Raw genomic sequence first — 25,013 nt, 5'->3', positions numbered from 1 at the left:
GCCCCGCCGTGTCCGCCCTGCGCACCTGGCCGTCGCTCGTGATCGCGTGCGTCCTCGCCGTCGTCGCCGCCATCGTCATCACCGCCGTCGTCGGCCTGATCCTGCGGGCGGTGTCCCGCAGGCGCACGTGGCGCGAGATGCTCGCCGCGCACGCACGGGTCCCGTTCCGCCTGTTCCTCCTGGTCGTGCTGCTCTGGATCGCGGTCTCGCTGACCCTGCCGGCGGAGGCGTCGCAGGCATGGCGGGACGGCCTCCGGCACACCTTCCTGATCCTCACCATCGCGACCGGGACCTGGCTGGCGGCCGCGCTCGTCGTGTTCGTGGAGGATCTGGGGCTCGCCCGCTACCGGCTCGACGTGCCGGACAACCGGGTCGCGCGCCGCGCCCGGACGCAGGTGCTCATCCTGCGCCGGCTGACGATCGTCGCCGCCGTGGTCGTCGGGCTGAGCGCGATCCTCCTGACGTTCCCGGCGCTGCAGGCGGCCGGCGCGAGCCTCCTGGCCTCCGCCGGCATCATCGGCATCATCGCCGGTGTCGCGGCGCAGTCGAGCCTGGCGAACCTGTTCGCGGGCGTGCAGCTGGCCTTCAGCGACGCGATCCGCATCGACGACGTGGTCGTGGTGGAGCAGCAGTGGGGCACCATCGAGGAGATCACGCTGACGTACGTCGTGGTCCACATCTGGGACGACCGCCGGCTGGTGCTGCCGTGCACGTACTTCACCACGAAGCCGTTCGAGAACTGGACCAGGCAGCACAGCGAGCTGCTCGGCTCCGTCGAGTTCGACCTCGACTGGCGCGTGTCGCCGGGCGGGATGCGCGCGGAGCTCAACCGCATCCTCTCCTCCACCGACCTCTGGGACGGCCGCACCGGTGTGCTGCAGGTGACCGACGCGGTCGCCGGCTGGGTGCGCGTCCGGGTGCTGGTGACGGCGAAGGATGCGCCGACCCTGTTCGACCTGCGCTGCCACATCCGCGAGCGGCTGATCGACTGGATGCAGCGGTACAGCCCGGCGTCCCTCCCGCGCACCAGGATCGAGCACGTGGAGGCGCCGGAGCAGTCGGTCCCGCCGCTCGGCGCCCGTTCGCAGGCGCACGACGACGCGCGGCTGTTCGGCGGGAGCCCCGAGAAGGAGCAGCGCGCCGCCCAGTTCACCGAGTCCATCCCCATCGTGCAGCAGGACGACGAACGGCCGGGCGACCGGCTCGACGACCAGGAGGAGAAGCAGTGACCGACCGCCCCGACCCCGCCCACACGCGTCCAGACGGCCTCGACGACGCCACCGTCGAGGCGCTCGGCAAGCTGTCCGAGGCGCTGGAGGTGGTGGAGCAGGCCCGCGGCTCCCTCTACGCCTTCCATCGCCTGACCGGCCGCGCCGACTTCGCCCTCGGGGATGCGGTCGACATGCTGCGGAAGGCCGGCCACACCGAGCTCGCCGACCGCATCGACCGCGAGCTCGTCGGCCGCAACGTGATCGAGGGCCGCTGGACCTTCCAGATCGTCGAGGACTACGACGACGGCTACTACGGCCTGTTCCGCGATCTGGAGCGGGAGGCGCGCGCGCGGCGAGCGCGGTCACGAGTCGCGCCCGGGCGACGGGCGGTAGGAGCGCTCGCCGCCGGGCGCGTGGCCCGCGGGGTCACGACCCGGCGATCACCGGCGCATCCTCCGTATCCACCGACTCCGCCGCCGCCGCGATGACCCCGGCGACGACGTCCGCCGCCGCCAGCATCGACACGTGCCCGGCCGGCGTCTCGACGATGGTCGCGTCGGCGCGCTCCGCCATCCTGCGCTGCGTCGCGGGCGGGATGATGCGGTCCTCGGTGCCGACGACCGCCCAGCTCGGGAGGCTCTTCCAGGCGACCGCGTCGAGCGGTGTCGTGTTCGCGGCGAGCGCGAGCGGCCGCTGGGTCGTGTACACCTGGTCGCGCACGTCCTCCGGCAGGTCCTGCGCGAAGGACACGTCGACCGTCTCGCGCTTGAGGTAGGTGTCGACGTCGCCCTCCGGCGCGCCGGGGTAGGCCACGATGTCGAGCACCGAGGTCGGGTCGGGCACCGCCAGCGCCGACCCGGAGCCGGGGAGGATGTCGACGATCGCCTCGCCGACCTCCGGGATGAAGGCGTCGACGTAGACGAGCGCGCGCACGTCGCCGCCCTTGAGGGCTGCGCCGCTGATGACCGCGCCGCCGTAGGAGTGGCCGGCGAGCACCACCGGCCCCGTGGTGTGCTGGGCGAGGAAGGCGCCGACGTACGTCGAGTCCCAGACGGCCCCGCGCAGCAGGTTCGGCGCGCCGAGCACGGTGTAGCCGCGCTCGCGCAGGCCCGTGATGACGGGGTTCCAGCTGGCGTTGTCGGCCCAGGCGCCGTGGACGAGGACGATGGTGGGGAGCGGCATGGGTGGTTCCCTTCGCGTGACATGGGTTCGGGTGTGAAGGCTGTGGTGCGCAGGAACGGCGCCAGGCTAGGGCGGGACGCGGCTCAGCGTCTAGCCCTGAGACCGCTCTCATGCTCCCAGCGAACCCACAGCATCGCCGGGACCATCCCCGGCCTCCGCGGTGTTGACTCCACTGACGGCGCAGCAGCGGCCACGTTGCAGGAGGCGCCGAAGGAGGACATGTGACACAGGACTATCGCAAGACCGCGGAGGCCGTCTCCCGGCTCAGCCCGCAGCAGTACGCGGTCACGCAGGAGTCGGCGACCGAGCCGGCGTTCCGCAACCGGTTCTGGGACAACCACGACGCCGGTCTCTACGTCGACGTCGTGTCGGGGGAGCCGTTGTTCGCATCCGTGGACAAGTACGACAGCCGTTCCGGCTGGCCGAGCTTCACCGCACCGGTCGATTCGGCGAACATCGTCGAGAACGTCGACCGCACGTACGGGATGGTGCGCACCGAGGTGCGGTCCGCCCACGGCGACAGCCACCTCGGCCACCTGTTCGACGACGGACCCGCCGAGGCGGGCGGGCTCCGCTACTGCATCAACTCCGCCGCGCTCCGCTTCATCCCGCTCGCCGAGCTGGAGGAGCAGGGCTACGGCGACTACATCCGACTGTTCGAGAAGGAGGACAAGTGATGACGACCGAGAAGGCGATCCTGGCCGGAGGCTGTTTCTGGGGCATGGAGGATCTCATCCGCAAGCGCCCTGGCGTCGTGGACACGCGCGTCGGCTACACCGGCGGTGACGTCCCGAACGCGACCTACCGCAACCACGGCACCCACGCCGAGGCGATCGAGATCGTGTACGACCCGTCGCGCACGAGCTACCGCGAGCTCCTGGAGTTCTTCTTCCAGATCCACGACCCGTCGACCAAGAACCGGCAGGGCAACGACATCGGCACCAGCTACCGCTCGGCGATCTTCTACGAGAACGACGAGCAGCGCCGCATCGCCGAGGACACCATCGCCGACGTCGACGCCTCCGGCCTCTGGCCGGGCAAGGTCGTGACCGAGGTGGCGCCCGCCGGCCCGTTCTGGGAGGCGGAGCCGGAGCACCAGGACTACCTGGAGCGCATCCCGTGGGGCTACACCTGCCACTTCGCGCGCCCGGGCTGGGTGCTCCCGAAGCGCCAGGAGGCGACGGCGAGCTAGTCGCGTCGCTCCAGCAGCACCGCCACCTCCATGTGCCCGGTCTGCGGGAACATGTCGAGCACGCGCCCGGCACGGATCGTGTACGACGGCATCCCGGCGAGGTCTTTCGCGAGGCTCGCCGGGTTGCAGCTGGAGTACACGACGTGCCGGGCGCCGCTGCGCTCTAGCCAGCCGGAGAGGTCGGGGCCGATGCCGCGGCGGGGCGGGTTCACGATGACCAGCTCCGGCGCGGCCGCCGCGCCGAGGGCGAAGGCTGTGGCGTCCTGCGCGCGGAACGCCACCTGCGCCAGGCCTGCGGCGGCGGCCGTCGCGCGGGCACTGCGCACGGCCTCCTTGCTGGTCTCGACGCCGACGACCCGGCGGCCGGGCGCCGCGACGTGGAGGGCGAAGCCGCCGACCCCGCAGTACAGGTCCCACACGCTGGCGGGGGAGACGGTGTCCACCCACTCCGCGACCTGCGCGTAGAGGCGCTCGGCGACGTCGGTGTTGGTCTGGAAGAAGCTCTGCGGGCGCAGCCGGAGGCCGACGTCGCCGAGGCGCATCACGAGCGACGAGTCGGCGGTGAGCACGATCTCCCTGTCGCCCTCCACGACGGCTTTGTGGTCGGGCTGGAGGTTGGCCGACACCACGCGCGCGTTCGGCAGCTCCGCCAGAAGCGAGGGGAGGCCGCGGCGGATGCGCGCGACCGCCGACTCGTCGCGCAGCACGAAACGGGTCATCAGCTCGTCGTCGGGGGAGACCGTGACGAGCACGTACTTCAGCTCGCCCCGCCGCGTGGGGACGTCGTACGGGACGAGCCGCGTCCGCGTCACGAACCGCGCCAGCACGGGCAGCGCGGCGCGGACGCCCGGCGCGCAGATGCCGCACTCGCGCAGGTCGACGCCGCGTCCGGCCTCGTCGAGGATGCCGATCGTGGGCGCGTCGACCGTGCCGCCGACGACCATCTTGGCCTTGTTGCGGTAGCCGGAGGGGCTGCTCGCGACCGGCGGGAGCCACGCCGCGTCGCCGAACGGCGCCAGCAGTTCGCGCGCCAGGCGGTCCTTGTCGGCCAGCTGCATGTCATACGGCACGTCGAGCAGGGTGCACGAGCGGCAGCGGCCGGCGTCGTAGTACGAACAGTCCATGAGAATGGTGCCCCCAGTAGGATTTGAACCTACGGCCTTCTGCTCCGGAGGCAGACGCTCTATCCCCTGAGCTATGGGGGCCAGGAGTGCCAGACCAGCCTAGCAGCCTTTGCCGGGCCGCTCCGAACCGGCGCAGCGGGCCGCTCCGAACCGGCCGCAGCCGGCTGCCCGCTCAGCCCTGCGGCAGGTTCCCGAGCACGCTCTCCATCAGCTGTGCAGCGTCTCCCGGCTCGAAGAATGCGGTCGACTCCGCGACGATCCAGAACGGACCGCGGAAGATCTGCACCTGGCCGGAACTGCCCGGCTTGAAGTACCCCTCCAGCGGAGGCGCGCCGTAGGTCGGCACCGGCTGCGCGGCCGTGATCGCGGCGTTTTTGAGCCCATCCATGGCGCTCGCCGGAGGCTGCGCGACGGCGATCTGGATCACGTCGCCGCTGGACTGGTTGGCCCACGCGCACGTCTGGCCCTGCCAGTCCTTCACCTTCTGCTCGAGGCTGTCCTCCTCGGGGGCGTAGCCGGGGTCTGCGCCCACGTTGGGGTTGTAGGCGTAGAGCTGCTCCGGCGTCAGGATCTGATCGCAGGTCAGCGTGACCGGCGTCGGCGGCTCGGTCGGCGTCGGCGTGGGCGTCGGTGTCGTGTCGCCACCGGCGGCGGGAGTGGAGGTCGCCGACGAGGAGGCGCGGGGCGCGGCCTTCGATGCGCAGCCGGCGAGCAGGAGCGAGCCGGCGATGGCGACGACGGCGACGGCGACGCGGGCGGCGGAGCGGGAGGAGAGGGACATGCTGCGTTCGTTCTTCCGGTTCGTGCCGATCGGGCGTCGGGCGGGTCGGGCGCGTCGCGACGACCCTATCAAGCGCCGGTAGAATCGATGCTCATGACTCCCGCTGACCTCTCCGCCGCCCTGCTCGACATCGTCACGACGGTGGTCGACCGGCGACGCGGGGGAGACGCGGACGCCGCCACGCTGACCCTCACCGTCGACGACGTGCCGCTGGAGCGCCCGAAGAACCGCGACCACGGCGACTGGTCCTCCAACGTCGCGATGCGGCTGGCCAAGCGCGTCGGCGCGAACCCGCGCGAGCTCGCCGGCGAGATCGCCGAGGCCGCCGCCGGCATCGACGGCGTCGCCTCCGCCGACGTGGCCGGCCCCGGCTTCATCAACTTCCGGCTCGACGCCGCGGCCGCCGGGCAGCTCGCCAAGACCATCGTCGAGAGCGGGGAGGCGTACGGCCGCGGCCACCTCTACGACGGCCTGCTGGTGAACCTCGAGTTCGTCTCCGCCAACCCGACCGGCCCCATCCACCTGGGCGGCGCCCGCTGGGCCGCCGTCGGCGACAGCCTCGCCCGCATCCTGCAGGCCGAGGGCGCCGACGTCACCCGCGAGTACTACTTCAACGACCACGGCTCGCAGATCGACCGGTTCGCGCGCAGCCTGCTCGCCGCCTACCTGGGCGAGCCGACGCCGGAGGACGGCTACGGCGGCGCCTACATCGGCGACATCGCGTCGGCCGTCGCCGCCGAGTACGACGGCGACCTCGCCGCGTTGCCGCGCGAGCAGCAGCAGGAGGTGTTCCGGTCGCGGGGCACGCAGCGCATGTTCCAGGAGATCAAGGACCGCCTGCACTCCTTCGGCGTCGACTTCGACGTGTACTTCCACGAGGACTCGCTGCACGCCTCCGGGGCCGTCGAGCGCGCCATCGAGCGGCTGCGCGAGCAGGGTCACATCTTCGAGGAGGACGGCGCGATCTGGCTGCGCACGACCGACTTCGGCGACGACCGCGACCGCGTGATCATCCGCTCCAACGGCGAGCCCGCCTACATCTCGGGCGACATCGGCTACTACCTCGACAAGCGTGAGCGCGGCTTCGAGCAGAACATCATCATGCTCGGCGCCGACCACCACGGCTACGTCGGCCGGCTGATGGCGATGGTGCAGGCGTTCGGCGACGTGCCGAACGTCAACCTCCAGATCCTCATCGGCCAACTGGTCAACCTGGTCAAGGACGGCGAGCCGGTGAAGATGTCCAAGCGCGCCGGCACGATCGTCACCCTCGACGACCTCGTCGACGCGGTGGGCGTCGACGCCGCCCGCTACGCGCTGGTGCGCTCCTCGACCGACTCCCAGCTCGACATCGACCTCGACCTGCTCGCCAAGCGCAGCAACGAGAACCCGGTCTTCTACGTGCAGTACGCGCACGCCCGCACCCGCTCGGTCGCGGCGAACGCCACCGCCGCCGGCGTCGACCTCAGCGCCTTCGCGCCGGAGCTGCTCACCCACGAGACCGAGGCGGCGCTGCTGGGCGGGCTCCAGGAGTTCCCACGGATCGTCGCGCAGGCCGCCGAGCTGCGCGAGCCGCACCGGGTCGCCCGCTACGTGGAGGAGTTGGCCGGGCTCTACCACGCCTGGTACGGCGTCCGCGACGGCTCCACCCGCATCCTGCCGCACGGCGACGAGCCGGTCACCGACCTGCACCGCACGCGGCTGTGGCTCAACGAGGCGACCAGCCAGGTCATCCGCAACGGCCTCGGCCTGGTCGGCGTCTCCGCCCCGGAGCGGATGTAGGGAGGCGCCATGACCGCCACCGAACCCATGAGCGCCGCGGAGCCCCGGCCCCGCCGCCGGCTGCGCCGCATCCTGCTCTGGACGCTGATCCCGATCGCGGTGATCGTCGTGCTGCTCGTCGTGGCCGACATCGCCGTCCGCGCGTACGCGGAGCAGCGCGCCGCCGCCGAGATCGAGAAGAACCTCCCCGCGGACGTGAAGGGCGACGTGTCGGTGCACATCGGCGGTGTGTCGGTCATCCAGCAGTACCTGTCCGGCTCGTTCGACCGGGTGGAGCTCGACGCCCCGCACCTCACCGCGAAGGGCTCGCCGGTCAGCGCGAACGTGGTCGCCTCCGGCGTGCCGGCCGACTTCAGCAAGCCGGTGTCCAGCGCGACCGGCACGCTCGTCATCTCGCAGAAGTCGCTCAACGCGCTGGTCGAGATCCCGGGCGCGAAGGGCGACATCACCCTCGGCGACGGCACGGTCGGCTACGACGGCTCCATCGACCTGCTCGGGCTCCCGGTCGGCTACACCGTCACCGCCAAGCCGGAGGCCGCGGGCGACCAGGTGCTCCTGCAGCCGGTCGACGCCTCCCTGTCCACGGGATCGAACAACGTCGACCTGACCCGGCTCGTGCAGGCGATCACGGACCGCGGGCCGTTCCCCGTGTGCGCGGCGCAGTACCTCCCCGACGGCGTGCAGATCAGCGACATCGCCGTGAAGAAGGGCCAGGCGACGGTCACCTTCACCGCGCAGGACTTCACCCTCGACTCGGCGTTCCTCAACAGCAAGGGCAGCTGCTCCTGACCGCCGCGGCCGTAACACGTCGTCAGGCGATCAGCGCGGCTCGCTAGACTTCTGCTACTTCTCCACCGGCTTCAGGGGCCAATCCGGGTCCGCTCGCCTGAGAGACCCTTACTCGTTCCCCACCCGTGAGGTTCCCCATGGCTTCGAACCCCCTCGCACCCTCGTGGCTGCGCGTCCCGGACGATCCCAACGCCCTCGCCGACGGCGTCTGGCCCCGGACAGCGGCCCGCGACGACGGCGAGCTCACCGTCGGCGGCGTCCGCGCGTCCGAGCTGGCCCAGCGGTTCGGCACACCGCTGTACGTCATCGACGAGCGGGAGGCGCGCGAGCGGGCAGCCGAGGTCCGCGACGCCTTCCGCACCGCGTTCGCCGAGGTCGGCGGCGCGGCGAAGGTCTACTACGCCGGCAAGGCGTTCCTCTCGGTCGAGGTGGCCAGGTGGATGGCGGAGGCCGACCTCCACGTCGACGTCTGCTCCGGCGGTGAGCTGGCTGTCGCGCTCGCCGCCGGCGTCCCCGCCGAGCGCCTCGGCTTCCACGGCAACAACAAGTCCCTCGCCGAGATCGACCGCGCGGTCGCGGCCGGCGTCGGCGCGATCATCATCGACAGCCTCCAGGAGATCGACCGCGTCGCGGAGGCGGCGGAGCGTCACGGCCGCGTGCAGAGCGTGCGGCTGCGGGTCAACTCGGGCGTGCACGCCCACACCCACGCCTTCCTCGCCACCGCGCACGAGGACCAGAAGTTCGGCATCGCGCTGGAGCACGCGGCCGGCGCCGTCGCCCGCATCCGCTCGCACGCCGGCCTGCTGTTCATGGGCCTGCACTGCCACATCGGCTCGCAGATCTTCGGCGCCGACGGCTTCGCCGAGTCCGCCGCGCGCCTGCTGACCGTGCACCGCGAGCTGCTCGCCGGCGGGGAGGTGCCCGAGCTCAACCTCGGCGGCGGCTTCGGCATCGCGTACACCTCCGCCGACGACCCCGCGCCGATCGACCAGCTGGCCCGCCGGATCGCGGAGACCGTCGCCGCCGGCTGCGAGGAGCTCGACATCCCCCTCCCGGTCGTGGCGTTCGAGCCAGGACGTTCGATCATCGGCACCGCCGGCATCACGCTCTACACGGTCGGGACGACGAAGGACGTCAGCGTCGCGGCTGTATCGTCCGCGGCGGAGGACGACGGGGAGACCGCGGTCCGCCGCTACGTGAGCGTCGACGGCGGAATGAGCGACAACGCCCGCACCGCCCTCTACGAGGCGGAGTACTCGGCGCGCATCGCGAGCCGCACCTCCACCGCCGCCCCCGAACTGGTCCGCGTCGCCGGCAAGCACTGCGAGAGCGGCGACATCGTCGTCGACGCCGAGTACCTGCCGGGCGATGTCGCGCCGGGCGACCTCCTGGCGGTGCCGGCCACCGGCGCCTACTGCTTCTCGCTCGCGAGCAACTACAACTACCTCACCCGCCCACCGGTCGTCGCCGTCCGCGACGGCGCGGCCCGCGTGATCGTCCGCGGCGAGACGGAGGAGGACCTCCTCTCGCGCGACGCCGGCTACGTCCCGTCCACCACCACGAACACCACCACCACGAACACGACCACCACGACCAGGAGCGACCAGCGATGATCGAGTACCGCAACCTCCGCGTCGCGCTGCTGGGCGCCGGCTCCGTCGGCTCCCAGGTGGCCCGACTGCTGCTGGAGCAGAGCGACGAGTTCGCCTCCCGGATCGGCGCCCGCCTCGAGCTCGTCGGCATCGCCGTGCGCGACGTCGACGCCCCGCGCGCCGCCGACCTCCCGCGCGAGCTGTTCACGACCGACGCGACCTCCCTCATCCTCGGCGCCGACATCGTCGTCGAGCTGATGGGAGGCATCGAGCCCGCCCGCGGCTACGTGCTGGAGGCGCTCAACTCGGGCGCCGACGTCATCACCGCCAACAAGGCCCTCCTCGCCACGCACGGCCCCGAGCTGTTCGACACCGCGGAGCAGGTCGGCGCGCAGCTCTACTACGAGGCCGCCGTCGCCGGCGCCATCCCGATCATCCGGCCGCTGCGCGACAGCCTCGCCGGCGACCGCGTCGACCGCATCCTCGGCATCGTCAACGGCACGACGAACTTCATCCTCGACCGGATGGACGTCAATGGCGAGACGCTCGCCGACGCCCTGGCCACCGCGACCGCCCGCGGCTACGCGGAGGCCGATCCGACCGCCGACATCGGCGGCTACGACGCCGCGCAGAAGGCCGCGATCCTCGCCAGCCTGGCCTTCCACACCACGGTCCCGCTCGACCGCGTCTACCGCGAGGGGATCACCGGCATCACCAAGGATCAGGTCGACGCCGCGCGCGAGGCGGGCGCCGTCATCAAGCTGCTGGCGATCTGCGAGCGCCTCACCGACCCGGAGACGGGGGAGGAGGGCGTCTCCGCCCGCGTCTACCCGGCCCTGATCGGCCGCGACCACCCGCTCGCCGCCGTCCACGGAGCCCACAACGCGGTCTTCGTGCAGGCGGCCGCCGCCGGCGACCTCATGTTCTACGGCGCGGGCGCCGGCGGCGTCGAGACCGCTTCCGCCGTGCTGGGCGACGTCGTCTCGGCCGCGCGCCGGCACGTCGTCGGCGGCCCGGGCGTCGCGGAGTCGACGCACGCGGGCCTCCCCGTGCTCGACGTCGGCCGCGTGGTCACCCGCTACCAGATCACCGCCGAGGTGGAGGACCAGCCCGGCGTGCTCGCGGCCGTCGCGCGCATCCTCAGCGACGGCGGCGTCAGCGTCGAGACCATGCAGCAGAAGGTGCCGAGCACGACCGGCGTCGTCCTCATCGCCGGGCGCTCCGCGTCGCAGGGCGTCTCACGGATTCACGGCGCGGCGGCCCCCACCGCTACCCTGGTGATCGGCACCCACGCCGCCGAGGAGGCCGCGCTCGCGGCCACCGTGGAGGCGCTCGCTGCGAGCGACGTCGTGACCGCCATCTCTTCCGTTCTCCGAGTCGAAGGATCGTAATGCCCCAGTCCCCGAAGCCGAACAGCCGCCAGTGGCGGGGCGTCCTGCGCGAGTACTCGGACCGCCTGAACATCTCGGACGCGACGCCGATCGTCACGCTCGGCGAGGGCGGCACGCCGCTCATCCCCGCGCCGGCGCTGTCCGCCCGCACCGGCGCCGACGTGCACGTGAAGTTCGAGGGCATGAACCCGACCGGCTCCTTCAAGGACCGCGGCATGACCATGGCGATCTCGAAGGCCGTCGAGCACGGTGCGAAGGCCGTGATCTGCGCCTCCACTGGCAACACCTCGGCGTCCGCCGCGGCGTACGCGACGCATGCCGGCATCCAGGCCGTCGTGCTCGTGCCAGAGGGCAAGATCGCGATGGGCAAGCTCGGCCAGGCCATCGCGCACAACGCGCAGCTGCTGCAGGTGCAGGGCAACTTCGACGACTGCCTCGACATCGCCCGCGACCTCGCCACCAACTACCCGGTGCACCTGGTGAACTCGGTGAACCCCGACCGCATCGAGGGCCAGAAGACGGCCGCGTTCGAGGTCGTTGAGGTGCTCGGCGACGCCCCGGACATCCACATCGTCCCGGTGGGCAACGCCGGCAACTACACCGCCTACCACCGCGGCTACACCGAGGACCTCCAGGCCGGCAACTCCACCCGCCTGCCGCGCATGTTCGGCTTCCAGGCCGCGGGCAGCGCGCCCATCGTGCTCGGCCACGCCGTGAAGGACCCCGACACCATCGCGACCGCGATCCGCATCGGCAACCCCGCCTCGTGGGAGCTCGCCCTCAACGCCCGCGACGACAGCGACGGCTGGTTCGGCGCCATCGACGACGCGAAGATCCTGGAGGCGCACCGCATCCTCTCGGCCGAGGTCGGCATCTTCGTCGAGCCCGCGTCCGCGATCAGCGTCGCCGGCCTGCTGGAGCGCGCGGAGGCCGGGGCGATCCCCGCCGGCGCCCGCGTCGTGCTCACGGTCACCGGCCACGGCCTGAAGGACCCGCAGTGGGCCCTCCGCACCGCCGACGGCTCCGACGTGCAGCCGACGGTCGTCCCGGTCGACACGCCCGCCATCGCCGAGGTGCTCGGCCTGCGGGCGAACGCCGAGGCGACGGCGTGACGACGGCCGGCGAGCTGCTCGGCCGCTCCGTCACCGTCAAGGTCCCCGCGACCAGCGCCAACCTCGGCCCCGGCTTCGACACGCTCGGCCTCGCGCTCGCGCTGTACGACGAGCTGACCGTGACCGTCCGCGACGAGCCGGGCGCGACCGTCGAGGTCATCGGCGTCGGCGCGGGGGAGGTGCCGACGGACGAGTCCAACCTGGTCGTCCGCGCCATCGCGCACACGTTCGAGTCGGTCGGCGTCCCGCTGCCCGGCCTCGACCTCGTCGCCCGCAACAACATCCCGCACGGCCGCGGCCTCGGCTCGTCCGGCGCGGCCATCGTGTCCGGCATCATGGCGGCCAAGGGGCTGCTGGAGGGCGTGGTCGCGTTCGACGCGCAGGGCCTCCTCGCCCTCGCCAACGACATGGAGGGACACCCCGACAACGTCGCGCCCGCCCTGTTCGGCGGCCTGACGATCGCGTGGGTGACCCCGGACGGACCACGGTTCAAGAAGCTCATGGTCCACCGCGGAGTCTCGCCGCTCGTGCTCGTGCCCGAGCACGTCATGTCGACGGCGCTCGCGCGCAGCCTCCAGCCGCAGTCGGTGCCCCACGAGGACGCCGTCTTCAACGTCTCGCGCTCCGCGCTGCTCGTCGCCGCGCTCATCCAGAGCCCCGAGCTGCTGCACGCGGCCACCGAGGACAAGCTCCACCAGAGCTACCGCGCCTCGGCCATGCCCGAGACCGACCGGCTCATCACGCTGCTGCGCGAGCAGGGCTTCGCCGCCGTCGTCTCCGGCGCCGGGCCGTCCATCCTGGTGCTGGGCAGCGACCCTGGGCAGCGGCTGGCCGCCGCCGACCTCGTCGCGCGCAACGCGCAGACCGCCTGGCAGCCGCTCCACCTCGCCGTGGACTTCAAGGGCGCGACGGTCGTCCCGGCCGCCGCGGCGGCCCTGGACACGCCCGCCGCGGAGCGTCCGTAGCCTCAGGTGCGAAGTGGTAAACTGCACGTGCATCCGTGAAGAAACCGCGTCACGAGCGGAATCCCGCTTCCGGATGATCTCTTAGCAATCATGCCGTCATTCCTGCCTGCGCTACCGGATGTCCGGAGCGCGACGCCGCGCGGATCAGAACGCCGGGCGTAAAGACAGTTCATGTGACGAGTGCTCCACAGCGACGCGCAGATCGCGCGCCGGGGGAAAGGAATCCTCTTCAGTGACTGATGTCGAACTCCACGCCGGGGGCGTGGACACCAGCGACCTGACCTCGCTCAAGGTGGCGGAGCTGCAGGCTCTCGCCGCCGAGTTCGGAATCCCGGGTGCGACCCGGCTCCGCAAGGGCGAGCTGGTCGAGGCCGTCGCGGCCGCCCGTGCCGCCGCGAATGGCGACGCCGCACCCGCGGACGTCGCGCCGGCCGCTCCGGCCGCAGTGCTCGACGGCACCGCCGTCGAGCCGGCCGAGACCACCGAGCCGGTCGCTCCGGCCGCCTCCCAGGTCCTCATCGAGCCGCTCATCGCCGAGCCGGCCGCCGAGGCCGAGCCGACCGTCGGCGAGCCCGTGCTCCCGCCCGTCTCGGCCACCGTCGAGCCGCGCCGCCGCGGCTCCCGCCGGGCCTCCAGCCCCGGCACCGCCATCGACGGGGCCGCCTCCGTCGGCGCGGACACCCACGTCAACTCCGGCGAGACCGGCGTCGAGTCGCTCATCCCCGATGTTGATGCGCTCCTCGACTCCGCCCTCGCCTCCCGCGAGCAGGCCCAGCGCGACGGCCAGAACCGTGGCGAGCAGGGCGGCGGACGCCGTCGCCGCGGCCGTGGCGGTCAGAACCGCGACGAGCAGGGCCGTGACGAGCAGGGCCGCGACACCCGCGACGAGCAGAACGGCCGCGACGAGCAGGCCGGCCGCGACGAGCAGGCCGGCCGCGACGAGCAGACCGGTCGCGACGAGCAGCAGGCCGAGCGCGCCGAGCGTTCCGACCGCGACGACCAGCAGGGCGGCGACGGCCAGGGCGAGCAGCAGCAGGGCCGCGGCCGCCGCAACCGCAACCGCAACAAGAACAACGGCCAGCAGAACGGCGAGGGCCAGCAGAACCAGCAGGGCCAGCAGAACCAGCCGAAGGACCTGCAGGGCGGCGACGAGCAGCGCCAGGGCGGCCAGCAGGGCCAGCAGCGCGGCGGCCAGCAGCAGCAGGCCGATGGCGAGCGGTTCGGCCGCGGTCGCGACCGCAACCGCAAGCGCCGCGGCGGCCAGGCCGGCGACGAGTTCGAGCCGGAGATCTCCGACGACGACGTGCTGATCCCGGTCGCGGGCATCCTCGACGTGCTCGACAACTACGCGTTCGTGCGCACCACGGGCTACCTGCCCGGCGCCAGCGACGTGTACGTGTCGCTCGGCCAGGTCAAGAAGTACAGCCTCCGCAAGGGCGACGCCGTGGTCGGCGCCATCCGCCAGCCGCGCGACGGCGAGAACAACAGCCGCCAGAAGTACAACGCGCTGGTGAAGGTCGACAGCATCAACGGCCAAACGGTCGAGGAGGCCGCGGCCCGCGTCGAGTTCGGCAAGCTGACCCCGCTGTACCCGCAGGAGCGCCTGCGGCTCGAGACCGAGCCGACCAAGGTCACCCAGCGGATCATCGACCTCGTCGCCCCGATCGGCAAGGGCCAGCGCGGCCTCATCGTCGCGCCGCCGAAGGCCGGCAAGACGATCGTCATGCAGCAGATCGCCAACGCGATCACGACGAACAACCCCGAGGTGCACCTCATGGTCGTCCTGGTGGACGAGCGTCCGGAAGAGGTCACCGACATGCAGCGCACGGTCAAGGGCGAGGTCATCGCCTCCACCTTCGACCGTCCAGCCGAGGACCACACGACCGTCGCCGAGCTGGCGATCGAGCGCGCGAAGCGCCTGGTCGAGCTGGGCCACGACGTGGTCGTGCTGCTCGACTCGATCACCCGCCTCGGCCGTGCCTACAACCTGACGGCGCCGGCCTCCGGGCGCATCCTGTCCGGTGGTGTGGACGCGTCGGCGCTGTACCCGCCGAAGCGCTTCTTCGGCGCCGCCCGCAACATCGAGCACGGCGGCTCGCTCACCATCCTCGCGTCGGCGCTCGTCGAGACCGGCTCGAAGATGGACGAGGTGATCTTCGAGGAGTTCAAGGGCACCGGCAACATGGAGCTGCGCCTCTCGCGTCAGCTCGCCGACAAGCGCATCTTCCCGGCCGTCGACGTCAACGCCTCCGGCACCCGCCGCGAGGAGATGCTGATGGGCCAGGACGAGGTCAAGATCACCTGGAAGCTGCGTCGCGCCCTCGCCGGCCTCGACCAGCAGCAGGCGCTCGAGATCGTGCTCGGCCGCCTGAAGGAGACCTCGAGCAACGTCGAGTTCCTCATGCAGGTGCAGAAGTCGATGCCGCAGCCGGCCAACGGTCACGGCAACGGCCACTCGCACAGCCACGAGAACGACCACCGCTAGCTGACAGAGTGCCCGTCCGGGAGCGCCGCGTGCGCGCCCGGGCGGGCGCTTTTCCGTTCCCGGACCAGTCTCCTCAGAAAGAAGCCCCCATGTTCGAATCGGTGAACGGCCTCATCGCCGAGCACGACGACCTCCAGCGGCAGCTCTCGGACCCCGACCTGCACAGCGACCCCGTCCGCTCCAAGAAGGTGAACCGCCGCTACGCCGAGCTCTCGCGCATCGTGGCCGCCTACAACGAGTGGAAGCAGCTGACCGACGACCTCGCCGCCGCACGCGAGCTCGCCGCCGAGGACGCCGCCTTCGCCGACGAGATCCCGGGCCTGGAGGCGTCGCTGGAGGAGTCGCAGGAGAAGCTGCGCCGCCTCCTCATCCCGCGCGACCCCAACGACAGCCGCGACGTCATCATGGAGATCAAGATGGGGGAGGGCGGCGCCGAGTCCGCGCTGTTCGCCGGCGACCTGCTGCGGATGTACCTCCACTACGCCGACTCCAAGCGCTGGAAGGCCGAGATCATCGAGCAGACCTCGAGCGACCTGGGCGGCATCAAGGACGTGCAGGTGGCGTTCAAGGGCAGCTCCAGCGACCCGGCCGAGGGCGTGTGGGCGCACCTGAAGTACGAGGGCGGCGTGCACCGCGTGCAACGGGTGCCGGCCACCGAGTCGCAGGGCCGCATCCACACCTCCGCCGCGGGCGTGCTCGTGTTCCCCGAGGTGGACGAGCCGGAGGAGGTCGACATCAACCCGAACGACCTCAAGATCGACGTCTTCCGCTCCTCCGGGCCCGGCGGTCAGTCGGTCAACACGACCGACTCTGCCGTGCGCATCACGCACCTCCCGACCGGGATCGTCGTCTCGATGCAGAACGAGAAGAGCCAGCTGCAGAACCGCGAGGCCGCGATGCGCGTGCTGCGCGCCCGCCTGCTCGCGAAGCAGCAGGAGGAGGCGGATGCGGAGGCCGCGGAGTTCCGCAAGGGCCAGATCCGCACCATGGACCGCTCGGAGCGCATCCGCACGTACAACTTCCCGGAGAACCGGATCGCGGACCACCGCACCGGCTACAAGGCGTACAACCTCGACGCCGTCATGAACGGCGCCCTCGACCCGGTCATCGCCTCGAACATCGAGGCCGACGAGGAGGCACGCCTCTCCGCCCTCGGCGACGACTGACCCGCCGCCAGCCGCCGAGCACAGGAAAAATGCCCCGAATCCGTGCGATTCGGGGCATTTTTCCTGTGCGCGGCGGCTACGGGTCAGATGTAGATGGCCGGGTCGATCCAGTCGTCGCCGGCGATCTGCTCGTGGCCCGAGCGGCGGCGTGCGCGGGCGGGCACGCCGGTCAGCACGGAGTTCGCCGGGGCGTCGTGCGTCACGACCGCGTTCGCACCGATGATGCAGTGCTCGCCGATCGTGATCGCGCCGAGGACCTTCGCCCCGGCCCCGATCGTCACGTGGTCGCCGACGGTCGGATGCCGCTTGCCGTGCCCAGAGCCGCGGCCGCCGAGGGTGACGCCGTGGTACAGCATCACGTCGTCGCCGATCCAGGCCGTCTCGCCGATCACGACGCCCATCCCGTGGTCGATGAAGAACCGGCGGCCGATGCGCGCGCCCGGGTGGATCTCCACCCCGGTCAGGAAGCGGGCGAACTGCGACAGCAGGCGGGCCGGCGTCCGGAACCCGGCGCGCCACAGCCGGTGCGCGACCCGGTACGCCCACACCGCGTGCAGGCCGGAGTACGCCGCGGCGATCTCGAAGCCGCCGCGCGCCGCCGGATCGTGCTTGCGCGCGTTGCGGACGTCCTCGCGCAGCCGGCTGATCAGCCCCACCCGCTAGTCCAGCAGGTCGGCCCAGAGCGGTGTGGAGATGTACCGCTCGCCGGTGTCGCAGATGATGGCCACGATGGTCTTGCCGGCGTTCTCGGGCCGCTTCGCGAGCTCCAGCGCCGCCCAGATGATGGCGCCGGAGGAGATGCCGGCGAGGATGCCCTCCTGGCTCGCCAGCTTCTTCGCCACGTCGATGGCGTCGTCGAACGCCACGTCGACGACCTCGTCGTAGACGGTCGTGTCGAGGATCTCGGGGACGAAGTTGGCGCCGATGCCCTGGATCTTGTGCGGTCCGGGCTTGCCGCCGTTGAGGATGGGGGAGTCGATGGGCTCGACCGCGACGACCTGCACGCCCGGCTTGCGCTCCTTGAGCACCTGGCCGACGCCGGTGATGGTGCCGCCGGTGCCGACGCCCGCGACGAAGATGTCGACGCCGCCGTCGGTGTCCGCCCAGATCTCCTCGGCCGTGGTGGCGCGGTGGATGGCGGGGTTGGCCTGGTTGGCGAACTGCTGCGCCCAGATGGCGTTGTCGGTGGTGGCGACGATCTCCTTCGCCTTCTCGACCGCGCCGCGCATGCCGTCAGCGCCGGGGGTGAGGACGATCTCGGCGCCGAAGGCGCGCAGCAGCACGCGCCGCTCCTTGCTCATCGTCTCGGGCATGGTGAGCACCAGCCGGTAGCCGCGGGCGGCGCCGACCATCGCGAGGGCGATGCCGGTGTTGCCGCTGGTCGCCTCCACGATCGTGCCACCGGGCTTGAGCGCCCCCGACTTCTCGGCCGCGTCGACGATCGCCACGCCGATGCGGTCCTTCACGCTGCCGGCCGGGTTGTAGAACTCCAGCTTGCCGAGCACCGTCGCGCCGGTGCCCTCGGCGAGCCGGTTCAGGCGGACGAGCGGGGTGCGGCCGACGGCCTCGGTGATGTTGTCGTAGATCTGGCCGGTCATGGGTCTCTTCCTCGTGACGGATGGACGGGGTGGCGGGACAGGAGCGTCACCACTCTAATCCCGCACGCAGTAGGCTCGACGGGCGATGTCACCCGAAGCGCCCGCCCCCACCGTCAGCACCCTCCGCGACGCCGTCGCCGCCGTCCTCGCGCGCGCCGGCGTCCCCGATCCGGAGGTCGACGCCGAGCTGCTCGTCGGTCACGTCCTCGGCGTCGGCCGGGGCCGCGTCCAGGCGCTCGCGGTGATGGGCACGGAAATGTCCGCGGAGGACGCCGCGCGGCTGCACGAGCTGACCGAGCGCCGGGCCGCCCGCGAGCCGCTGCAGCACATCACCGGCGTCGCGCCGTTCCGCTCGCTGGAGCTGGCGGTCGGCCCGGGCGTCTTCGTGCCGCGGCCGGAGACGGAGCAGGTGGCGCAGTTCGCGATCGACGCGCTGCGCGCCGTCCCGTCGCCCGAGCCGGTGGCGGTCGACCTCGGCACCGGCAGCGGCGCCATCGCGATCGCGCTCGCGACCGAGGTGCCGCACGCCAGGGTCTACGCGGTCGAGAACTCCCCGGAGGCGTTCGTGTGGGCCCGCGGCAACATCGACGCCTCGGGTGCGACCAACCTCCGCCCGGTCTTCATCGACCTGGCCGACGCGCTCCCGGAGCTCGACGGCACCGTCGACGTCGTCATCTCCAACCCGCCGTATGTGCCGGACGACGCCATCCCGCGCGACCCGGAGGTGCGCCTCCACGACCCTGCCGCCGCGCTGTACGGCGGACCGGACGGGCTGGATGTGGTGCGCGTCATCTCCGCCGTCGCACGCCGGCTGCTGCGGCCGGGCGGGACGCTCGTGCTCGAGCACGGCGAGCTGCAGGGCGCGCAGATCCGCGAGCTGCTGACCGCCGACGGCTGGCGGTCGCCGGCGACGCACCGGGACCTGACGACGCGCGACCGCGCGACGACGGCGGTCCGCTAGCCGCGCTGGGCCGCCCGCTCGGCCCGTTCCCGCTCGCGTTCGGCCCGTTCCCTGGCGCGCGCGATGGCCTCGCGCTCGCGTTTGCGGGCCTCGCGCAGCGCGGACTCGGCCTCGCGGCGCGCCTTCGCCGCCTCCCGCACGGCCTTGTCGCGGGGGAGAGGCTCGGGCCGCTCCTGCGCGGGCGGCAGCGGTTCGCCGGCCTCGCGGGCGGCGATGTAGCGCTCGATCCCGTCGAGGATGCGCTCCAGCCCGAAGGCGAAGTCGTCCTGGTCGTCGGCGCCGTCGGAGTCGGCATACGCGCCGGACAGCACCAGCGGCGCCAGGTCGGGGAACCGCTCCGGCGTCACGAGCGCGGCGAGTGCCGCCGTGAACGCCTCCCCGCGCTGCGGCGGTCCGTCGCTCTGCCGCGAGCGGGCGACATCGCGTTCGACCACGCCGATCGCGCGGGCGTAGGAGGACAGCAGCAGCGCCGTCGACATCTTCTCGGCGTCGGTCAGCGGGAGCGCGCGCATCTCGCGCAGCCCCCAGTCGAGCACTGCGAGGTTGTTCGGCATCAGAGGCATGCCGGAGATGGGGATGTCGGGGAACCACGGGTGCTCCTCGATCACCTCGATGCTCGCCATCGCCCAGCGGCGGAGCCCTGCGCGCCAGTCGCCGCCGTCGTCCTCGGGTGGTATCGGGATCCCGCACACCGCGTCCTGCATGAGGGCGAGCACGTCGTCCTTGCCGGTGACGTAGCGGTACAGCGACATGGTCGTGAAGCCGAGGTCGCCCGCGATGCGGCTCATCGAGACCGCGCCGAGCCCGTCGGCGTCGGCGACCGCGATCGCGGTGTCGACGATGCGCTCGATGCTCAGCTCGCGTTTCGGCCCACGCTGCGGCGCCTCCGCGACGCCCCAGCTGAGCGCGACCGCCCGGGGCAGCGCCTCCACGGCGTCGGCCTGGCCGCCCCCGTCCTCGACCATGTGCTGCCCCTTCCGGATCGGATGTTGACACCCATCCTAGAACTGTGTATCACTTAAACAATCGTGTGTGGCATAAACAGTTTGTCGCATACACAGATGACAGGACAGGAAAGGAGCCGCGCATGACGACAGCGGCGATCGAGGTCACGGGGCTGCGCAAGGCCTTCGGCAAACAGACCGTCCTCGACGGCATCGATCTGCGGGTGGAGGCGGGAGCGGTCTTCGCCCTCCTCGGCCCGAACGGAGCGGGCAAGACGACGCTCATCTCCATCCTCACCACGCTCGTGCGCCCGGACGCCGGGACAGCGGCGATCTGCGGCCACGACATCGTCGCCGATCCCGAGGGGGTCAAACGGTCGCTCAGCCTCACCGGCCAGGCCGCGGCGGTCGACGGGGTGCTCAGCGGTGAGGAGAACCTCCGCATGATGGCGCGGCTCTCCGGTTTCGACGCCCGCGGCGCGAAAGCGCGGGCCGCCGAGCTCATCGAGCGCTTCGACCTCGCGACCGCGGCGCGCAAGCGCGTGGCGACCTACTCCGGCGGGATGCGGCGGAGGCTCGACCTGGCCCTCAGCCTCGTCGCGACCCCGCCGGTCATCGTCCTCGACGAGCCGACGACCGGACTCGACACCCGGAGCCGGCAGGCGCTGTGGGAGATCATCCTCGACCTCTCCGCGCAGGGCACCACCGTCCTCCTCACGACGCAGTACCTGGAGGAGGCCGACCGGCTCGCCGGCCGCATCGCCGTCCTCGACCGCGGCGCGATCGTCGCCGAGGGCAGCGCCGCCGAGCTGAAGGCGCGGGTCGGGGGAGAGGTGGTCGAGCTGCGCGCCCCCGACGACTCCGTCGTCCGCGAGGTCCCGACCGACGGCAGTCTCGCCGCCCTGCGCGCCGCCATCGACGAGCTCGAAGCCGACGAGCTCGCCGCCGCCGGAGTGCCCGGCGCGACCATCGGCATCCGCCGACCGACGCTCGACGACGCCTTCCTCGCGCTCACCTCGTCCAGCACCGCATCCACCCCTCAGGAGGCCCTCCGATGACCGCTCTCGCCCCCACGACCGTCTCCGGCCTCGCGCGGCCGGACCGCACCCCGTCGCCGCTCGCCGCCACCGCGGTCTTCGTCGGCCGCAGCGTCCGCCACTCCCTCCGCAACGTCGAGGCGCTCACGATGGCGGTCATGCTGCCGGTGATGCTGATGCTGCTCTTCACCTTCGTGTTCGGCGGGGCGCTCGACAGCACCGGCGACTACGTCGACTACGTCGTGCCCGGCATCGTCCTGCTCTGCGCGGGGTTCGGCGCGTCGAGCACCGCTGTCGACGTCGCGGACGACCTCGGCAACGGCATCGTGGACCGCTTCCGCACGATGCCGCTGCGCGCGAGCGGCGTGATCACCGGGCATGTCGTGGCGAGCCTGCTGCGCAACCTCTTCGCCACCGCCGTCGTGATCGGGGTCGCCCTGCTCGTGGGCTTCCGGCCCACCGCCTCGCCGCTGCAGTGGGCGGCCGCGCTCGGCGTCGTCGCGCTGTTCATCCTCGCGATCACCTGGCTCTACGCGGCCATCGGCATCGCCGCGAACAGCCCGGCCGCCGCGAGCGGCTACGGCTTCGCCCTGCTGTTCCTGCCCTACCTGTCGAGCGCGTTCGTCCCCACCGAGACGATGCCGACCTGGCTGCAGTGGATCGCCGAGAACCAGCCGATCACCCCGATCATCGAGACGATCCGCGCCTTCCTCTTCGGGCGTGAACCGGGCGGCGACCTGTGGTGGGCGCTCGGCTGGTGCGCGCTGATCATCGTCGGCGCGTACCTCTGGGCCGCCTGGCTGTTCCGGCGCAGCGCGGGGAGGCGCTGACCGGGGAGGCGCCGACCGGGGAGGCGCTGACCGGTCGGGGCTAGCGGTCCCGCTCGGCGAAGGCGTGGAGGGCGGCGACCATCGCCTCGGTGTCGAACGAGCCGTCCTCCCGCTTCGTCAGGCGGTGGGCGTGCATCCCCGCCTCCCGCGCCCCCTCGACGTTCGCGAGGGAGTCGTCGAACAGGATGGCGTCCTCCGGCCGCACGCCGAACCGCCCGAGCGCCCGCGTGTAGATGCGGCGCTCGGGCTTGCGCGCGCCCAGCACCGCCGAGACGAGGTCGTTGTCCTGCAGCACGTCGACGATCTCGGGCGTCAGCACCGGCAGCGAGTCCTTGAACGGGATCGGGTTGTTCGACAGCAGCGACACCGTCCCGAGCGTCGCGGCCTCGTGCAGGGCGGCGATGGAGCCCGGGATGGGCGTCATGGCGGCCTTCCGCGCCTCCTGCCACTGCTCCAGCGTGAGCTTCGCCCCGGTGACGTCGGCGAACGCCTCGAGGTACTCCTCGCTGGTCGCGTACTCGCCGATCTCGGCCGCCCGCTCGAAGCCGCCGGCCCACCAGGTGGACGCCAGCCGGTACTGACTGACCCCGCCCAGCTGCGCGAGCCGCGGCAGGCGCATGTGGAAGTCGTAGTCGTAGAGCGTCTTGTCGCAGTCGAAGAAGTAGACATCCATCCCCACCAGTATCGACCGTGCGGCTGGGGAACCGATCCCTGGCGCAGGAGGCGCGAAGGTGCCGCGGCTATCATTGGGGGCGTCATGGCTCCCATCTACGACTGCTCGGTCGACTCCGAGCTCCTCTCCGGCATGCGTCTGGCCCGTGCGGCGATCGGGCGCGGCGAGCTCGTCGTCATCCCCACGGACACCGTCTACGGCGTCGCTGCAGACGCCTTCTCTCCTGCCGCGGTGCAGCGGCTGCTCGATGCGAAGGGACGCGGGCGCCAGTCGCCGCCGCCCGTGCTCGTCCCGGGCATCCCCACTCTCGCCGCGCTGGCGGAGTCGGTGCCGCCCGAGGTCGAGAGGCTCGTCGCCGAGTTCTGGCCGGGCGGCCTGACCATCGTGCTGCCGGCCGCGCCCTCCCTCGTGTGGGACCTGGGCGAGACGCGCGGCACCGTCGCGCTCCGCATGCCGCAGGACACCATCGCGCTGGAACTGCTCTCCGAGACCGGCCCGCTCGCCGTCTCCTCGGCCAACCTCACCGGCCGTCCCGCCGCGCGCACCGCGGCCGAAGCCGAGGCGATGCTGGGCGACTCGGTCTCCGTCTACCTCGACGGGGGAGAGGCGGGCTCGGCCTACGAGCGCGTCGAGGGCAAGGACTCCTCGTCGACCATCGTCGACGCGACCGCGCTCGCGTCGGGCTCCGGACCGCTGCGCATCCTCCGCCACGGCGTGATCTCCGCGCAGCGGCTGCGCGAGGTGGTCGGCGACGCCCTCCCGGAGGAGCCGGCAGAGACCCGCTCGGGCACCTGACGTGACCCTCCTCCTCGCGCTCGCCCTCATCTCGGCCGTCATCACGTTCGGGATGTCTCTCGTCGTCTGGAAGCTGGCGCTCAAGTACCGGCTCTACCCGGCGGTCAGGGCGCGGGATGTGCACACCAGGCCGACGCCGCGCCTCGGCGGGATCGCGATGTTCCTCGGCATCCTCGTCGCGTTCGGCGTCTCCTGGCTGCTGTCGAGCCAGTTCGGGGTGCTGTCGCTGATCTTCTCCGACTCCGGGCCGATCCTCGCGATCCTCGGGGCGGCCCTCCTGATCGTCGTGATCGGCGTCGCCGACGACATCTGGGACCTCGACTGGATGACCAAGCTCGCCGGCCAGTTCGTGGCCGCCGGGCTCGTGGCCTGGCTCGGCGTGCAGATCTACTCGCTGCCGATCGGCGGCCTCACGGTCGGGTCTCCCGTGATGAGCATCGTGCTCACGCTGTTCGCGATCGTCCTCGTGATGAACGCGATCAACTTCATCGACGGCCTGGACGGCCTGGTCGCGGGCGTGGCGCTGATCGCCAACGGCACGTTCCTCATCTACACCTATCTGCTGCAGCGCGAGATCAGCCCGACCAACTACTTCAGCCTCGCGGGCGTCATCGCCGCGATCCTCGTCGGCGCGTGCGCGGGCTTCCTGCCGCTCAACTGGCACCCGGCGAAGATGTTCATGGGCGACGCGGGCGCGCTGCTCATCGGCCTGCTGATGGCGACCTCCGCCATCTCCGTGACCGGCACGATCAACCCGGAGACGTTGCAGACCCTCGGCCGCTCGTCGCTGGTCCCGGCGTTCATCCCGATCATCCTGCCGTTCGCCGTGCTCGTCGTGCCGCTGCTCGACTTCAGCCTCGCGGTGATCAGGAGGCTGCGCGCGGGCAAGTCGCCGTTCAGCGCCGACCGCAAGCACCTCCACCACCGCCTGCTCGACATGGGGCACACCCACCTGCACGCGGTCCTCATCTTCTACGCGTGGACCGCCGTGCTCTCGATCGGCTGCCTGCTGTTCTTCTTCGACCCGTACTGGATGGCGATCGTCTTCGTCGCCGTCGGCCTGGTCATCTGCACCGCCGTCACCCTCGCCCCGCTGAGCCGCCGCAAGGCCAACGAGGCCGCCGCCGAGCTGGCACCCGCCGGGACGAAGGAGGCCGCGGAGACCGCGCGCTACGACGCCCTCGACGCCGCCAGCGAGGGGCACCGGCCCGCCGTGCAGCCCGTCGTCGTCAGCACGGCACCCGTCCCCACCGCCCCGCCCGCACCAGCAGACACCGAGGAGAACCGATGACCGACCACCAGGACGGCGCCCCCGCCCCGGCGGCGGGCCCCCCCCCCCCCCCGCCCCCCACCCCCCCCGGGCGGCCGGGGGGGCACCAGATCGCCCGCCACCTGGGCCGGCG

General features: G+C 72.0%; 24 protein-coding genes and 1 tRNA gene. 17 read left to right on the top strand and 8 right to left on the bottom strand.

Going from position 1 to position 25,013, the window contains the following annotated elements; all coding sequences use genetic code 11:
• Positions 1–8 precede the first annotated feature (8 nt).
• Both ACR9ZG_RS08660 and ACR9ZG_RS08655 read left to right on the top strand, forming a co-directional pair.
• Positions 9–1,229, top strand: a complete 1,221-nt coding sequence (locus ACR9ZG_RS08660; RefSeq protein WP_481284421.1) for a mechanosensitive ion channel family protein — start codon at positions 9–11, stop codon at positions 1,227–1,229.
• Positions 1,226–1,699 carry a hypothetical protein gene (locus tag ACR9ZG_RS08655; protein ID WP_481284420.1) on the top strand — a complete coding sequence of 158 codons (474 nt, stop codon included), beginning with the start codon at positions 1,226–1,228 and terminating at the stop codon, positions 1,697–1,699. Before ACR9ZG_RS08660 ends, ACR9ZG_RS08655 begins: the two co-directional genes overlap by 4 nt.
• Here ACR9ZG_RS08655 and ACR9ZG_RS08650 read toward each other — a convergent pair.
• On the bottom strand, positions 1,638–2,393 hold the full coding sequence (locus tag ACR9ZG_RS08650) for an alpha/beta fold hydrolase (RefSeq protein WP_481284419.1): 756 nt from the start codon (positions 2,391–2,393) through the stop codon (positions 1,638–1,640). The two genes, ACR9ZG_RS08655 and ACR9ZG_RS08650, sit on opposite strands and share 62 nt — an antisense overlap.
• Positions 2,394–2,614: 221 nt before the next feature.
• Between ACR9ZG_RS08650 and msrB the strand changes: the two genes are divergently transcribed.
• Both msrB and msrA read left to right on the top strand, forming a co-directional pair.
• On the top strand, positions 2,615–3,070 hold the full coding sequence (gene msrB / locus ACR9ZG_RS08645) for a peptide-methionine (R)-S-oxide reductase MsrB (protein ID WP_481284418.1): 456 nt from the start codon (positions 2,615–2,617) through the stop codon (positions 3,068–3,070).
• A complete protein-coding gene (gene msrA, locus ACR9ZG_RS08640; RefSeq protein ID WP_481284417.1) occupies positions 3,070–3,585 on the top strand; it encodes a peptide-methionine (S)-S-oxide reductase MsrA in 516 nt (171 codons plus the stop codon). The genes msrB and msrA overlap by 1 nt, the downstream gene beginning before the upstream one ends.
• Here the strand turns inward: msrA and rlmC are convergent.
• The 3 genes from rlmC to ACR9ZG_RS08625 form a co-directional block, all read right to left on the bottom strand.
• Positions 3,582–4,709, bottom strand: coding sequence for a 23S rRNA (uracil(747)-C(5))-methyltransferase RlmC (rlmC, locus tag ACR9ZG_RS08635; RefSeq protein ID WP_481284416.1), 1,128 nt, complete (start codon positions 4,707–4,709; stop codon positions 3,582–3,584). The genes msrA and rlmC overlap by 4 nt on opposite strands.
• 5 nt (positions 4,710–4,714) lie before the next feature.
• Positions 4,715–4,790 (bottom strand) — tRNA-Arg (locus ACR9ZG_RS08630).
• Positions 4,791–4,881: 91 nt separating this feature from the next.
• A complete protein-coding gene (locus ACR9ZG_RS08625) occupies positions 4,882–5,490 on the bottom strand; it encodes an iron ABC transporter ATP-binding protein (protein ID WP_481284415.1) in 609 nt (202 codons plus the stop codon).
• 93 nt (positions 5,491–5,583) lie between these two features.
• Here ACR9ZG_RS08625 and argS point away from each other — a divergent pair, with 93 nt between their 5' ends.
• From argS to prfA, 8 genes are all read left to right on the top strand, one after another.
• Complete coding sequence (gene argS / locus ACR9ZG_RS08620; RefSeq protein ID WP_481284414.1) at positions 5,584–7,272, top strand: arginine--tRNA ligase; 1,689 nt, start codon at positions 5,584–5,586, stop codon at positions 7,270–7,272.
• Between the two features lie 9 nt (positions 7,273–7,281).
• Positions 7,282–8,061: an LmeA family phospholipid-binding protein gene (locus ACR9ZG_RS08615; RefSeq protein WP_481284413.1), complete on the top strand. Its 780-nt coding sequence runs from the start codon at positions 7,282–7,284 to the stop codon at positions 8,059–8,061.
• A 137-nt stretch (positions 8,062–8,198) separates the two neighbouring features.
• Positions 8,199–9,674, top strand: coding sequence for a diaminopimelate decarboxylase (gene lysA, locus ACR9ZG_RS08610; protein ID WP_481284412.1), 1,476 nt, complete (start codon positions 8,199–8,201; stop codon positions 9,672–9,674).
• Complete coding sequence (locus tag ACR9ZG_RS08605) at positions 9,671–11,044, top strand: homoserine dehydrogenase (RefSeq protein WP_481284411.1); 1,374 nt, start codon at positions 9,671–9,673, stop codon at positions 11,042–11,044. Before lysA ends, ACR9ZG_RS08605 begins: the two co-directional genes overlap by 4 nt.
• A complete protein-coding gene (gene thrC, locus ACR9ZG_RS08600) occupies positions 11,044–12,156 on the top strand; it encodes a threonine synthase (protein WP_481284410.1) in 1,113 nt (370 codons plus the stop codon). The genes ACR9ZG_RS08605 and thrC overlap by 1 nt, the downstream gene beginning before the upstream one ends.
• Positions 12,153–13,121 (top strand): homoserine kinase, encoded by a 969-nt coding sequence (gene thrB, locus ACR9ZG_RS08595; RefSeq protein ID WP_481284409.1) that lies wholly within the window; start codon positions 12,153–12,155, stop codon positions 13,119–13,121. The genes thrC and thrB overlap by 4 nt, the downstream gene beginning before the upstream one ends.
• Positions 13,122–13,353: 232 nt before the next feature.
• Complete coding sequence (gene rho, locus ACR9ZG_RS08590; protein ID WP_481284408.1) at positions 13,354–15,606, top strand: transcription termination factor Rho; 2,253 nt, start codon at positions 13,354–13,356, stop codon at positions 15,604–15,606.
• An 89-nt stretch (positions 15,607–15,695) separates the two neighbouring features.
• A complete protein-coding gene (gene prfA / locus ACR9ZG_RS08585; protein ID WP_481284407.1) occupies positions 15,696–16,772 on the top strand; it encodes a peptide chain release factor 1 in 1,077 nt (358 codons plus the stop codon).
• An 83-nt stretch (positions 16,773–16,855) separates the two neighbouring features.
• Here the strand turns inward: prfA and epsC are convergent, their stop codons facing one another.
• Together epsC and cysK are read right to left on the bottom strand one after the other, a co-directional pair.
• Positions 16,856–17,428 (bottom strand): serine O-acetyltransferase EpsC, encoded by a 573-nt coding sequence (gene epsC / locus ACR9ZG_RS08580; protein ID WP_481284406.1) that lies wholly within the window; start codon positions 17,426–17,428, stop codon positions 16,856–16,858.
• Positions 17,429–17,431: 3 nt separating this feature from the next.
• Entirely contained in the window at positions 17,432–18,370 is a 939-nt protein-coding gene (cysK, locus tag ACR9ZG_RS08575) for a cysteine synthase A (protein WP_481284405.1), read from the bottom strand.
• An 85-nt stretch (positions 18,371–18,455) separates the two neighbouring features.
• Between cysK and prmC the strand changes: the two genes are divergently transcribed.
• The gene (prmC, locus tag ACR9ZG_RS08570; RefSeq protein WP_481284404.1) at positions 18,456–19,331 is read left to right on the top strand and encodes a peptide chain release factor N(5)-glutamine methyltransferase; all 876 of its coding nucleotides are present in this window, start codon (positions 18,456–18,458) and stop codon (positions 19,329–19,331) included.
• On the opposite strand, the gene ACR9ZG_RS08565 is transcribed toward prmC, so the two are convergent.
• Positions 19,328–20,296, bottom strand: a complete 969-nt coding sequence (locus tag ACR9ZG_RS08565) for a TetR/AcrR family transcriptional regulator (RefSeq protein ID WP_481284403.1) — start codon at positions 20,294–20,296, stop codon at positions 19,328–19,330. The two genes, prmC and ACR9ZG_RS08565, sit on opposite strands and share 4 nt — an antisense overlap.
• A gap of 122 nt (positions 20,297–20,418) precedes the next feature.
• On the opposite strand from ACR9ZG_RS08565, the gene ACR9ZG_RS08560 reads away from it, so the two are divergent.
• The gene (locus ACR9ZG_RS08560) at positions 20,419–21,333 is read left to right on the top strand and encodes an ATP-binding cassette domain-containing protein (RefSeq protein ID WP_481284402.1); all 915 of its coding nucleotides are present in this window, start codon (positions 20,419–20,421) and stop codon (positions 21,331–21,333) included.
• The gene (locus tag ACR9ZG_RS08555) at positions 21,330–22,142 is read left to right on the top strand and encodes an ABC transporter permease (RefSeq protein WP_481284401.1); all 813 of its coding nucleotides are present in this window, start codon (positions 21,330–21,332) and stop codon (positions 22,140–22,142) included. Before ACR9ZG_RS08560 ends, ACR9ZG_RS08555 begins: the two co-directional genes overlap by 4 nt.
• Before the next feature lie 40 nt (positions 22,143–22,182).
• Here ACR9ZG_RS08555 and ACR9ZG_RS08550 read toward each other — a convergent pair whose 3' ends face one another.
• Positions 22,183–22,815, bottom strand: coding sequence for an HAD family hydrolase (locus tag ACR9ZG_RS08550; RefSeq protein WP_481284400.1), 633 nt, complete (start codon positions 22,813–22,815; stop codon positions 22,183–22,185).
• An 84-nt stretch (positions 22,816–22,899) separates the two neighbouring features.
• Here ACR9ZG_RS08550 and ACR9ZG_RS08545 point away from each other — a divergent pair, with 84 nt between their 5' ends.
• Both ACR9ZG_RS08545 and ACR9ZG_RS08540 read left to right on the top strand, forming a co-directional pair.
• Positions 22,900–23,610 (top strand): L-threonylcarbamoyladenylate synthase, encoded by a 711-nt coding sequence (locus tag ACR9ZG_RS08545; RefSeq protein ID WP_481284399.1) that lies wholly within the window; start codon positions 22,900–22,902, stop codon positions 23,608–23,610.
• Position 23,611: 1 nt separating this feature from the next.
• On the top strand, positions 23,612–24,901 hold the full coding sequence (locus ACR9ZG_RS08540) for an MraY family glycosyltransferase (RefSeq protein ID WP_481284398.1): 1,290 nt from the start codon (positions 23,612–23,614) through the stop codon (positions 24,899–24,901).
• The last annotated feature ends 112 nt before the right edge of the window (positions 24,902–25,013 follow it).

It is taken from the genome of Leifsonia sp. KNZ12-8B, from assembly GCF_056755495.1.
This window is presented reverse-complemented; position numbering and strand designations above follow the sequence as displayed.

Bases quoted from the DNA above. Each gene is read 5' to 3' on its own strand.
- ACR9ZG_RS08650 (WP_481284419.1), bottom strand. From the start codon at position 2,393: ATGCCGCTCCCCACCATCGTCCTCGTCCACGGCGCCTGGGCCGACAAC.
- msrA (WP_481284417.1), top strand. From the start codon at position 3,070: ATGACGACCGAGAAGGCGATCCTGGCCGGAGGCTGTTTCTGGGGCATG.
- rlmC (WP_481284416.1), bottom strand. From the start codon at position 4,709: ATGGACTGTTCGTACTACGACGCCGGCCGCTGCCGCTCGTGCACCCTG.
- ACR9ZG_RS08625 (WP_481284415.1), bottom strand. From the start codon at position 5,490: ATGTCCCTCTCCTCCCGCTCCGCCGCCCGCGTCGCCGTCGCCGTCGTC.
- argS (WP_481284414.1), top strand. From the start codon at position 5,584: ATGACTCCCGCTGACCTCTCCGCCGCCCTGCTCGACATCGTCACGACG.
- ACR9ZG_RS08615 (WP_481284413.1), top strand. From the start codon at position 7,282: ATGACCGCCACCGAACCCATGAGCGCCGCGGAGCCCCGGCCCCGCCGC.
- lysA (WP_481284412.1), top strand. From the start codon at position 8,199: ATGGCTTCGAACCCCCTCGCACCCTCGTGGCTGCGCGTCCCGGACGAT.
- ACR9ZG_RS08605 (WP_481284411.1), top strand. From the start codon at position 9,671: ATGATCGAGTACCGCAACCTCCGCGTCGCGCTGCTGGGCGCCGGCTCC.
- thrC (WP_481284410.1), top strand. From the start codon at position 11,044: ATGCCCCAGTCCCCGAAGCCGAACAGCCGCCAGTGGCGGGGCGTCCTG.
- prfA (WP_481284407.1), top strand. From the start codon at position 15,696: ATGTTCGAATCGGTGAACGGCCTCATCGCCGAGCACGACGACCTCCAG.
- cysK (WP_481284405.1), bottom strand. From the start codon at position 18,370: ATGACCGGCCAGATCTACGACAACATCACCGAGGCCGTCGGCCGCACC.
- prmC (WP_481284404.1), top strand. From the start codon at position 18,456: ATGTCACCCGAAGCGCCCGCCCCCACCGTCAGCACCCTCCGCGACGCC.
- ACR9ZG_RS08565 (WP_481284403.1), bottom strand. From the start codon at position 20,296: ATGGTCGAGGACGGGGGCGGCCAGGCCGACGCCGTGGAGGCGCTGCCC.
- ACR9ZG_RS08560 (WP_481284402.1), top strand. From the start codon at position 20,419: ATGACGACAGCGGCGATCGAGGTCACGGGGCTGCGCAAGGCCTTCGGC.
- ACR9ZG_RS08555 (WP_481284401.1), top strand. From the start codon at position 21,330: ATGACCGCTCTCGCCCCCACGACCGTCTCCGGCCTCGCGCGGCCGGAC.
- ACR9ZG_RS08550 (WP_481284400.1), bottom strand. From the start codon at position 22,815: ATGGATGTCTACTTCTTCGACTGCGACAAGACGCTCTACGACTACGAC.
- ACR9ZG_RS08545 (WP_481284399.1), top strand. From the start codon at position 22,900: ATGGCTCCCATCTACGACTGCTCGGTCGACTCCGAGCTCCTCTCCGGC.